Source organism: Pseudomonas sp. SJZ078 (assembly GCF_007828255.1).
Classification (GTDB): Bacteria; Pseudomonadota; Gammaproteobacteria; order Pseudomonadales; family Pseudomonadaceae; genus Aquipseudomonas.
Map to the genome: position 1 here is coordinate 95,033 of NZ_VIUG01000021.1, position 11,507 is coordinate 106,539.

Sequence of the window (11,507 nt, forward strand, 5' to 3'; positions counted from 1 at the left end):
CTGACCACCCAATCCCTGTGGGAGCGAGCCTGCTCGCGATAGCGGAATGTCTGTCACGAAGATGTTGAACAGGCCGCCGCCATCGCGAGCAGGCTCGCTCCCACAGGGTTTGGCGTCATTCGCGGATGACTCTGGAATCCCATGAAGATAAAAATGAATTGTCTGTAAAAAGTTTTATTGACTAAAAAATATTGTCGGGTAATTATTTCCCTGCATCTGCTGTCACGCAGAGTCATTTCCAGGGGCAACCCGATGAATCAGAACACCGCGCCTTCACTGGCCAGTCTTTATGTCGAGACGCATGAGTCGTCATCCGGCGCACGCTTTACCTCTTCGTTCATGCAAGGCTTTCCGGCCGAACCTCACCGTCGTGTCACCTGGCACAACTGGATGCGTGCGCCTTTCAATCAATGGGGCTTTCGCAATCTGGCGCGCCTGCGGCCTTCTATCGATGTGCAGGCCGGGGCAGGGCCGGCCAGCGTTCTGAGGCAGACGCCACGAGCGCTGGATGAACTGCACTTCAATAGCGAGTGCGGCTTGAGCATCAGCGTGATCGAGCATCTGGTGGCCAGCCAGACAGACGCATTCCTGGTCATGCAGGGCGACACCGTGCTGTTCGAGCGCTACTTCAACGGCCAGGTGCCCCAGGACCGACACGTCATGTTCTCGGTGACCAAATCGCTGATCGGCACCCTGGGCGAACAGTTGGTCAGCGACGGTGTGCTCGATCCAGCATTGCCCGCGGCCCATTACGTGCCGGAGTTCGAAGGCAGTGCCTACGCCGATGCAACCGTGCGCCAGTTGTTCGACATGGCCGTGGGCATCCACTACAGCGAGGTGTACGACGACCCGGATTCGGAGAGCTCCCAGTACGGTTATGCCTGCGGTTTCCAACCGGCGCCGGCGCAGTACGCCCAGTTCGAGTCGCTGTACCAATTCCTGCCGTCGCTGCGAAAGCAGGGCGATCACGGTGGTTTCTTTCACTACGTGACGGCCACCACCGAAGCCCTGGCCTGGGTCATGGAGCGCGCCAGCGGCAAGGCTTGTCATCACCTGCTGGAAGAGGTCTGGAGCCAGTTGGGGTGTGAGCGCGACGGCTACTTCATGGCCGACCCATGGGGTCGCAGCGTGGCCGGTGCCGGTTTCAACGCCACCTTGCGCGACATGGCGCGCTTCGGTCGCCTGCTGGCCAATGACGGCCGTTACGAAGGGCGCCAGCTGCTGTCGCCCGAGACGATCGCGCGCATCGCCGCCGGCGCCGACCCGGCGATCTACGCCACATCCCCCGACTTCGAAGCCTGGACCCCCGGCGCCTCCTACCGCAGCCAGTGGTACGTCTTCAACGATCACAGCCAGGCGCTCATGGCCGGCGGCATCCATGGCCAGTACCTGTTCGTGGACAAGCCATCCGGCGTGGTGATCGTCAAGCAATCGTCCCTGAACGAAGCCGTCAGCCCGTTTGACGGGGACAGCGTGCGAATGCTGCGCGCCATCGCGGCGCACCTCGGCGACTGACCACGCTTCCCGATTACAAGATCGCGTTCCATTCACCTGGCCCTGCCAGGTGTTGGCGACGTTCTGCGCCGCCATTCACTGCCCTGTAACAACAATAAATCACACAGGAGCTTCACATGGTTTCCATGACGCGTTTATCTCGAACGTTCCTGGCGGTCGGGCTACCCCTGACCGCCCAGGCCACGCTGGCGGGCTATACCTTTGAGGACGGCAACCTCAAGGGGGAGGTCAACGTTACCGCCGGCGGCGCGGCCATCTTCACCCGCAACGTCAACTTCGGCGCTGGCCGTGTCGACATGCGCAGCCGCAAGAATGGCGGCAGCAAAATCGACTGGCAGGAGTTCTACGTCAAACCAGGCGTCAAGCTGGAGTACGCCTTGCAGCCGGACTTCAGCCTGCTGGCCGGCGGCTCGCTGGTCGGGGCGACGACCTTCGGCGATGGCGATGCCGGCGGCTTCACCCGCAGCTCCGATGGCGAGGTGGCCAGCGAAGAACTCTATGGTGGGTTCCGGGCCGGGGAGTGGACGTTCACTGCCGGCCGCCAGAACTACATGATCGGCACCGGCTTCATCGTCATGGACGGCAACCTGGATCAGCTCAAGGACGGTGCCTACTGGCTCGCACCCAGAAGCGCCTTCAAGGATTCGGCGGTGCTGGCCTGGGATCATGGTGCCTTGAAAACCCAGGCGTTCACCTTGCGCACCGACGATGACCTGGGTGACTTCCGGATGACCGGGGCCAACCTCGATTACAACCTCGACGATCAAGTGACGCTCGGAGCCATGGCCATGAAGGTCAATGCCCTCGGACCCAGGGGCGCCACGCCGCTGCGTCGGGATGGCATGCAGGTGTACAACCTGCGGGCGCTCAACGCCAGGATTCCGGGTTTGCCGGCCTTGACCCTCAACGCCGAGTACGCGTTGGAACGCGGCAACGGCGAAGGCGTCGAGTATGATGCCAAGGCCTGGTATGGCCAGGCGGATTATGCGTTCGATGCCTTGCCGTTGACGCCGGTCGTGGGTTACCGCTATGCAAGCTTTTCCGGCGATGACAATCTGAGGGACAACCGCCAGGAGTCCTGGGATCCGCTCAGCAAAGGTTATGTCGATTGGGGCACCTGGCTGGTAGGGGATGTCGTCGGCAACTATCTGCTGTTCAACAGCAACGAAAATGTTCAGCAGTTCTCGATCAAGACCCACCTCAACGAAACCCTCAACCTGGGGGCCATCCACTATCAGTTCTGGCTGGACGAAAAGAACTACATGGGGACGGCGGTCAGTGACCGGCGTTTTGCCGATGAAAGCGTCGTGTTCCTGGATTGGGCGCCGTCGAAGGCGTTGGTTTCTTCGCTGTCCTATAACTGGGTCAAGCCGATGGCCGCGGCCAAGCAGGTGTTTGGCAACGACCGGAAATTCAGCGCGCTGGAATTATCGTTCACCTATCGCTATTGATGCCGCGAGCCTTCGCGGCCGCGCTGGAGTGTTTTGCCATGAACAAGTCTTTGCGTAACACGGTGTTGGGTGCTTTCGTTTCGTTGCTGGCCAGCGGTGCATGCGTGGCTGAAGAGCGGACGGTGCGAATCTATAACTGGATCGAGTACCTGCCGCCGGAAATCCTCAAGAGCTTTCAGGAAGAAACCGGGATCCGCCCGATCTATGACGTGTTCGACAGTGTCGAGACCCTGGAGTCCAAGCTGCTGACCGGCAACTCCGGGTATGACGTGGTGTACCCGGGCAGTTCCAATGTCAGTCACTTGATCGCCGCTGGCGCCGTCCAGCCCCTGGACCGCAGCCAACTGCCAAGCTGGCAGCAACTGGACCCGGAGTTCATGAAAGGCCTTGAAGCCGTGGGGGATCCGGGCAACCGCTATGCGGCGCCGTACCTGTGGGGCACGACGTTGATCGGCTATAACGTCGACAAGGTCCGGCAGGTGCTGGGGGCCGATGTGCCGATAAATAGCTGGGACATCATCTTCAAGGAAGAGAACCTGGCCAAACTGGCCAGTTGCGGGGTCGGTTTTCTCGATGCCGCCAACGAGATCGTGCCCATTGCCTTGCACTATAAGGGGCTGGACCCCAATAGCCAGAAACGTGAGGACTACCCGCAGGCACAGGCGGCGATGGCCAAGATCCGGCCGTTCATCTCCTACTTCAACTCATCACGCTACGGCATGGACCTGGCCAATGGCGACGTCTGCATCGCCGTAGGCTGGTCAGGCGGCGTGGCGCTCGCCAAGCGCCTGGCCGACGCTGCAGGCAAGGGCGTCAACGTGGCAATGGCACTGCCCAAGGAAGGTGCGCCGATGTGGTCTGACGTGATGATGATTCCCACCAACGCGCCCCATACCCAGGAGGCCCATGCGTTCATCAATTACATCATGCGGGCCGATGTCATCGCCCGTATCAGCAACAAGATCGGTTACCCCAACCCCAACAAGGAGGCCACCGCGCTGGTGAATCCCGAGGTCCGTGACAATCCTGCGATGTACATCCCGGATGAAGCACGCAAGACGCTGTTCGCCCTGGAGCCCATGCCGGCGGCAATTGAGCGGATCCGTACACGGACCTGGACGGCGATCAAGACCAATCGCTGATCCGGGCTGTAAAAATTGTGGGAGCGGGCTTGCTCGCGAGGCGGTTTATCAGTCGACTCTGCAGTGGCTGACCCACCGCCATCGCGAGCAGGCTCGCTCCCACAGGGATCAGCGCCGGACGCAGAATACGTGTCCACTGAAGAGCCAGTGTGGGAGCGAGCCTGCTCGCGATGGCGCTCTGTCAGGTCTTCCTTCAGGCACGCATCCCTTGGAACAGCAGCTCGGTAATCCGCTTGACCTGGGCTGAATGCGCCTCGATGTCCGGTTGTTCCTGGTTGACCAGCCTGAACAGCTGCAGGTGTGAATAATCGTTCAACAGGAAGGCGGCCAGCTCGACGTCGAGGTCGGCGCGCAGCTTGCCGGCTTGCTGCAGTTCCTTGATCAGGCCACTGATCTCAGCCCTGAGCGCATCGTTCATGGCGCGATAGCCGTCCGGCAATCCGCCGTCGCCGCCAAACAGAATCAAGGGCAGTAATTCGCGCCACAGGCTGGGGTGCATGACCTCCAGGGCGTAGCCCGTCAGCAGCCGTTCCAGGTAACACAGCGCCTCGACCGGATCCTCGATTTCAGGGACCTGCAACCGGGTGTCCTTGAGCGCACGCTGGTCGGCCTCGTGGAGGATCTCCAGGATGATCTCCTGCTTGTTGCCGAAGTACTTGAACACGGTAGGGGCTGATACACCGGCCTGGCCGGCGATCTGTTCGATGGTGGTGTTCTGGAAGCCCTGGCGCTCGAACAGTTCGATCGCCGCCTTGCTGATGGCTTGGCGTCGTTCGGCTTTTTGACGTTCACGCAGTCCGCTCACGGGAGGTCCTTGTCACTGGAAAAGAGGGCATTACAGCCCCCGGGATCCATGCAAAATACTTAACTCGATAAAATATTTAAAGCGTTTATTTGGATGCTGGCAGTTTAGTGCGAACGCTCTGCAGTGCACCTTGGATGAGGGGTATATGGCCAAATGCTAGGTAATTTATGACGAGATCAGGCACAAAAGGAGCGCTTACAGATAATTCAGCGAGCAAGTGAGACGGGTAACGTGGCGCACCGTTTCTGCGTAGCGTCTGTTCCTCGGTACGTTCAATGTCGATTAAAAAGAGAACAAGAAAATGACCAGCCCCAGTTTCAAGGATTCGAACGGCCATCTGGCACAGGGCTTCAAGCCTCGTCACGTCACCATGTTGTCCATTGCCGGAATCATCGGTGCAGGTTTGTTCGTGGGTTCGGGGCATGCCATTGCGGCAGCGGGGCCGGCGGTGTTGCTGGCCTACCTGTTCTCCGGCCTGCTGGTGGTATTGGTCATGCGCATGCTCGGTGAAATGGCGGTGGCCCGCCCGGACACCGGCTCGTTCTCCACCTATGCCGACCAGGCCATCGGGCGCTGGGCCGGCTTCACCATCGGTTGGCTGTACTGGTGGTTCTGGGTCCTGGTGATTCCCATCGAGGCGCTGGCCGCCGGGCATGTGTTGAACCAGTGGTTTCCGTCTGTCGATGCCTGGCTGTTCGCTTCGGTATCGATCGTGGCCCTGGCCGTGACGAACCTGTTCAGCGTTTCCAAGTATGGCGAGTTCGAGTTCTGGTTCGCGATGGCCAAAGTCGTGGCGATCATCGGTTTCATTTCCCTGGGGTTCGCTGTCCTGATGGGCTGGATTCCCGAGCGGGAGGCCAGCGGCCTGAGCCGCCTGATGGAAGAACATGGCGGCTTCGCGCCCAATGGTTTGTCGGCGGTGGTCGGGGCCTTCATCACTATCATGTTCAGCTTCATCGGGACCGAGGCGGTGACGATTGCGGCGGCCGAATCCGATAACCCTGCGCAGAACATTGCCAAGGCGACCCGTTCAGTGATCTGGCGCATCGGCGTGTTCTATCTGCTGTCGATCTTTGTGGTCATCTCCGTGGTGCCGTGGAACGATCCGCAGCTGGCTTCGGTGGGCTCTTACCAGCGGGCGCTGGAACTGATGAACATCCCCCATGCCAAGTTCCTGGTGGATGCCGTGGTATTGATCGCGGTGGCCAGTTGCATGAACTCCTCGATCTACATCGCCTCGCGTATGCTCTATTCGCTGGCGCGGCGCGGTGATGCGCCAAAGGCTCTGAAGGTGACGTCGGGAGACGGCGTCCCGCGTTCCGCGGTGATTGCCAGTACTGTGTTGGGGGCGGGTATCACGCTGTTCAGCTACTTCATGCCCGCCGGCCTGTTTCAATTCCTGCTCGCCAGTTCCGGCGCCATCGCGTTGCTGGTGTACCTGGCGATTGCCATCTCCCAACTGCGCATGCGCCGGCTGCTGCGCCGCCAGAACGTCGAGTTGACCTTCCGCATGTGGCTGTTTCCGTGGCTGACCTGGTTGGTCATCGTGTTCATCTGCGCGGCGCTGGGGGTGATGATGGTGACGCCGGAGCACCGTAGCGAAGTCAGCTCGACCCTCGGCCTGGCACTGATCATTTCCTTTATCGGGCTGGTCACGTCGCGGCAGCAGCCGCAGGTGGAGAGGGCGGCTTCCCTGGGATAGCCCAGGGAAAAGTCAGATGAAACACCTGTGGCGAGGGGATGAATCCCCTCGCCACAATGGAAGTCTTTTCCCCGATCTGTTTCACCTCTGAAACACCCTCCTGAAGTCCGCTCCTCCGCCCGTCACCCTGCCTGTAAACCCTCTCTGCCGATCTGGCACTAACCCGCGCGGGCGTTGTCAGTAATTGGCGCGCCGGAGTGGCGTCACGTCAGCTGTATCGATGGGCTTCTCAAACGCCTTTGGGCAAAAACTCGCGATGGATTGCGTCCTGGACCGACTATATTTTTGCGGGTTGCCATTCTATGGGGCTGCTTCTCGATCCTCGTCACGACATCGATGCTGCGTTATTGAGCTACCGCCGGGTGTTCTGGTCCCTGGCGCTGTTCAGCGGCGTTATCAATCTACTGGTGCTGGTACCGTCGCTCTACATGATGCAGGTGTACGACCGGGTCCTGACCAGTCGCAACGAAACCACCTTGTTCATGCTCACCTTGATCGCTCTGGGCCTGTTCATGTTCAGCGCCTTGATCGAGTGGGTACGCGGCGAGGTGATGATTCGCATGAGCGCGGGGCTGGACGACGCCCTGGGCGAACGGGTTTTCGATGCGGCTTTTGCCCGCAGCCTGCGCGAGCACAACGCCAACCCGGCGCAGGTGCTCAGCGACCTGGCGACGCTGCGGCAGTTGATTACCGGGCAGGGGCTGATCGCCTTGCTCGATGCGCCGTGGCTACCGATCTTCCTGTTGGTGGCGTTCATTTTTCATCATTGGTTCGGGGTGCTGACCCTGGTGCTCGCCCTCGTGCTGATCGGCCTGGCGCTGTGGGGCGAACTGGCAACCCGCACGCGCCTGGGCGAAGCCAACCGACTGGGCGTGCAGTCGGCCGCCTATGTCAATAGCACGCTGCACAATGCCGAAGTCATCCAGGCTTTGGGCATGCTCGGGCCGTTGCGTCAGCGCTGGAGCCTGTTGCAACAACGCATCATCGCTGCCCAGGCCCATGCCAGTGACCGCGGCGCCCGTATCACCGCGATGACCCGTTTCGTGCGCATCTCCGGCCAATCCCTGTCGCTGGGGCTGGGGGCATTGCTGGTGCTTGAAGGGCAACTGTCGGCAGGCATGATGATCGCCATGTCGCTCCTGCTGGGGCGGGCCCTGGCGCCCGTGGAAATCGCCATCGGTTCGTGGAAGCAGTTCAATGCCGGGCGCCAGAGTTATCAGCGGCTGAGCCTGCTCCTCGCCCAGCATCCCCGTGATCGCCTGCGCATGCCCTTGCCGCCACCCACCGGTGCGGTGCGTCTGGAGCAGTTGTACGTCGGCCCACCCGGCGCCGCGCAGCCGATTCTGCGGGGAATCAATTTCCATCTTGAAAAGGGGGAGGTGCTCGCCGTGGTGGGCCCAAGCGCCAGCGGCAAGTCCACCCTTGCCAGAGCACTGGTCGGCGTATGGCCGCCCCTGGGTGGATCGGTGCGCCTGGACGACGCCGAGATAAGCCAGTGGTCCCATGATGCCCTCGGGCCCCACCTTGGGTATCTACCCCAGGACATCGAGCTGTTCGACGGCAGCGTGGCCGACAACATCGCCCGTTTCGGCGAACAGGATGCCGACAAGATCATCGCCGCCAGCCGTCACGCCGGCATCCACGAGATGATCCTGAGGTTTCCCAAGGGCTATGACACGCCGCTGGGGCCCGGGGGGCTTGGCTTGTCCGGTGGACAGAAGCAACGCCTCGGCCTGGCCCGTGCGCTCTATGGGCGCCCGGCGCTGATCGTGCTCGACGAGCCGAATTCCAACCTCGATGAAGCCGGCGAGCTGGCCCTGGTGCAAGCCATCGCCGTGCTCAAGGCGGCGGGCAGTACGGTGGTGCTGATCACCCACCGGCCCAGTGTGCTGGCGATGGTCGACCACATCCTCGTGCTCAAGGACGGAATCCAACAGGCATTCGGCCCCCGCGACCGGGTGCTCAAGGCGCTGATGCCAGGGCCGCGACCGGCTGCGGTGAGGGAGGCTGGCGAAGATGCATGATCTGACTCCGAATCCACACGCGTATAGCGAGCAGGGGAGGAGCCTGCGCAACGTCAGCACCTTGCCCGGTGCCAGTACCGATGCCGGCGGTGCGGCGCGTTATGGCGTGGGTTTCCTGGTGCTGGCATTGGGCGGTGCGTTGCTCTGGGCCTGCCTGGCGCCGCTGGACCAGGGTGTCGTCGGCAGCGGCACCGTGGTGGTGGCGGGTGAGCGCAAGGCAGTGCAGTCGCTGGTGGGGGGCGTGGTGGAAAAGCTGCTGGTCAGCGATGGCGATCGCGTCAGCCAGGGGCAGTTGCTGGTGCAGCTCAATACCGTGCAGGCGCAAGCGCAGTTGGACGTGACCCTGGGCAAGTTGCTCAACGACCGCAGCATCGAGGCACGCCTGATTGCCGAGCGTCTGGGCAGCGCCGAGATCCAATGGCCCGAGGACCTGCTGGCCCGTGCCGATGAACCGCGGGTCAAGGCGGCCATGGCGTTGCAGAGCCAATTGTTCCTGAGCCGCCGCGCTGAGCTGGGCAGCCGCTTGCAGATCATCGAGCATGAAGTGGCGGCGCTGGAGCAACAACTGCTCGGCTACGAAGGGGTCAAGCGTAACTACGACGCGCAGATGCGCTTCCAGCGTCAGGAACTGGAGGGCCTGCGGGACCTGGCGCGCGAAGGCTATGTTCCGCGCAACAAACTCTTCGAGGCCGAGCGCAACGCCGCCCAATTGGCCGGTCAGATTGCTTCCGGGATCGGCGATGTCGGCAGGACCCGCCAATCGATCAACGAAAGTCGGCTCAAGGCTTTGCAGGCGCAGCAGGAGTTCCGCCGCGACGCCGAGACCCAGCTCAGCGAAGTGTCCGCCGAGGCGGCGGGTTACGCCGATCAGATCCGCGCCTTGCAATTCGAAGTCGACAACGGTGCGATTCGCGCGCCGGCGGCCGGGCAGGTCATGGACTTGAGCATTCACACGGTCGGTGGCGTCGTCCAGGCCAGCCAGACCCTGATGCAAGTGGTACCGCTGGATGCGCCGATGGCGATCACGGCGCGGTTCGAGCCGCTGATGGCCAACAAGCTGCGGCCGGGGCTGCCGGTGCATGTGCATTTTACAGCGCTGCAGCGGGTGGATACGCCGACGGTCACGGGCACGGTCAGTACGGTGTCGGCGGATCAGTTGATCAACGAACAGACGCACCAACCGTACTTCTCTGCCAAGGTCGAGATTCCCGCCGACACTGTCGCCTCGCTGCAGGCCGCCGGCCTGTGGGTGCGTCCCGGCATGTTGGCCGATGTCACGGTGGTGACCGGCGAACGGACCCTGATGAATTACCTGATGAAACCTTTGCGTGAACGCTTGCTCGCTGCCTTCAAGGAGGAATGAGCATGACTGGCCGGCGCTTTTATCGCTCCCGTGTGTTGTTGAGCCTGTATACCAGTTGGGTGGCGATCAGCCCCACATGGGCCGCCGAGGGTGGCCTCAGTCTGACCGCGGCGTACGATGCCTCTCGGCTGAATGACCCGACCCTGCAATCGGCCACCCATGCCTTCGATGCTTCGCGCAACGAAGAGGCCATCGGTCGCGGTGGCCTGTATCCGCAGGTATCCCTGACGTCACGCTATGGCTACGGCGGACGTACCGACGGTGGTGACGACAGGAGTTACGTCAACAGCAACGACTACCAGGCGAACAGCGTCACCCTGGCAGCGCAGCAACCGCTTTATGACAAGGGCCGCTGGGCGGCTTATCAAGAGGGCAAGGCTCGCGGGCAACTGGGTAGCCAGTTGTTCGATGTCGCCGGCCAGACTTTGTACGACCGGGTAGCCAAAGGGTATTTCGATGTGGCTCGGGCGGAGAATGAAATCAAGTTGATCGCCCAGCAGAAGGCGGCCATCAACGGATTGGTCATCCAGAGCAAAAAACTTTACGAGGGGGGCCAGGGTGCGATCACCGACATCGATGAGGCCCAGGCACGGCTCGATCTGGTCGAGGCCCAGGAGGCCGAGGCCCAGGCTCGTCGGGTGGCGGCGTTGCGGGCCTTGTCTGGCCGGGCCAGCGTGCCCATCGACGATATCCAGCCGATGCGCGAGGAACTGCCTCTTGGCAGCCCGATTCCGCCGGAACAGGATCTGCGCTACTGGACGGCCATCGCCCGTGACGCCAGTCCCGAACTGGCGGCCCGCCTGGCGGCGGTGAAAGTGGCCGAGGCCCAGGCCGACAGCCAGCGCGCGGGGCATTACCCGAGCCTGTCGCTGACCACTCAGTTGACTCGCCGGGAGACCCGTCAGTATCAGGAACTCGATCCGCGCCAGGACACTTATTACGTGGGAGTGCAATTGGATATTCCGCTGTATCGCGGCGGTTCGGTGCGTGCTTCGGTAGCCAAGGCCGAAGCGCAACTGGCCGGTGCCCAATCGGACTATGACGTGCAGCGTCAGCAATTGGCCGAGAACATCGAGACCGATTACCTCGGCGTGGTGGCCGGGTTCGCCAAGAGCAAGGCGATGCAGCGCGCGGTGGAGTCCAACCAGCGCGCATTGACGTCGACGGAGAAAGGCTTCCAGGGCGGCGTGCGGTCCACCGTGGACATTCTTGATGCCCAGCAGCGGGTGTTCCAGGCCCGTCGGGATCTGCTCAATACCAAGCTCGATATGCTGCAAAGCTATGTCAGCCTGCACACCCATACCGGCCAGATGAACCGCGCGGTGCTGGAGCAGGTGCAACGGTTGTTCTGAGGTTTCGGGTGGGCAGGTTCGTCGAGGGCGCCTGGGCCGCCGTCATCGCGAGCAGGCTCGCTTGTATGGTAGGACTTGAAGGGAGGAAGAGGGACAAGGCTCGATTCTGACTGTTAGCCGCAGTACAGACCGTGGGAGATTTCATCCCTCCTC

At 61.9% G+C, this 11,507-nt stretch carries 8 protein-coding genes; 7 read left to right on the forward strand and 1 reads right to left on the reverse strand.

The features are described from left to right. Positions 1 to 252: 252 nt before the first annotated feature. From FBY02_RS18710 to FBY02_RS18720, 3 genes are all read left to right on the forward strand, one after another. Positions 253 to 1,515, forward strand: a complete 1,263-nt coding sequence (locus tag FBY02_RS18710; protein WP_144929719.1) for a serine hydrolase — start codon at positions 253 to 255, stop codon at positions 1,513 to 1,515. Between the two features lie 116 nt (positions 1,516 to 1,631). Further along, complete coding sequence (locus FBY02_RS18715) at positions 1,632 to 2,966, forward strand: alginate export family protein (protein WP_144929720.1); 1,335 nt, start codon at positions 1,632 to 1,634, stop codon at positions 2,964 to 2,966. Between the two features lie 38 nt (positions 2,967 to 3,004). Continuing rightward, entirely contained in the window at positions 3,005 to 4,108 is a 1,104-nt protein-coding gene (locus FBY02_RS18720) for a polyamine ABC transporter substrate-binding protein (RefSeq protein WP_144929721.1), read from the forward strand. 193 nt (positions 4,109 to 4,301) lie between these two features. Here the strand turns inward: FBY02_RS18720 and FBY02_RS18725 are convergent, their stop codons facing one another. Next, positions 4,302 to 4,913 carry a TetR/AcrR family transcriptional regulator gene (locus FBY02_RS18725; protein ID WP_144929722.1) on the reverse strand — a complete coding sequence of 204 codons (612 nt, stop codon included), beginning with the start codon at positions 4,911 to 4,913 and terminating at the stop codon, positions 4,302 to 4,304. A gap of 301 nt (positions 4,914 to 5,214) precedes the next feature. On the opposite strand from FBY02_RS18725, the gene gabP reads away from it, so the two are divergent. From gabP to FBY02_RS18745, 4 genes are all read left to right on the forward strand, one after another. Further along, a complete protein-coding gene (gene gabP / locus FBY02_RS18730) occupies positions 5,215 to 6,615 on the forward strand; it encodes a GABA permease (protein ID WP_047703284.1) in 1,401 nt (466 codons plus the stop codon). Positions 6,616 to 6,917: 302 nt separating this feature from the next. Then, entirely contained in the window at positions 6,918 to 8,639 is a 1,722-nt protein-coding gene (locus FBY02_RS18735; protein WP_144929723.1) for a type I secretion system permease/ATPase, read from the forward strand. Next, the gene (locus FBY02_RS18740) at positions 8,632 to 10,002 is read left to right on the forward strand and encodes an HlyD family type I secretion periplasmic adaptor subunit (RefSeq protein ID WP_144929724.1); all 1,371 of its coding nucleotides are present in this window, start codon (positions 8,632 to 8,634) and stop codon (positions 10,000 to 10,002) included. Before FBY02_RS18735 ends, FBY02_RS18740 begins: the two co-directional genes overlap by 8 nt. Positions 10,003 to 10,004: 2 nt before the next feature. Further along, positions 10,005 to 11,354: a TolC family outer membrane protein gene (locus FBY02_RS18745; RefSeq protein ID WP_144929725.1), complete on the forward strand. Its 1,350-nt coding sequence runs from the start codon at positions 10,005 to 10,007 to the stop codon at positions 11,352 to 11,354. Positions 11,355 to 11,507 lie beyond the last annotated feature (153 nt).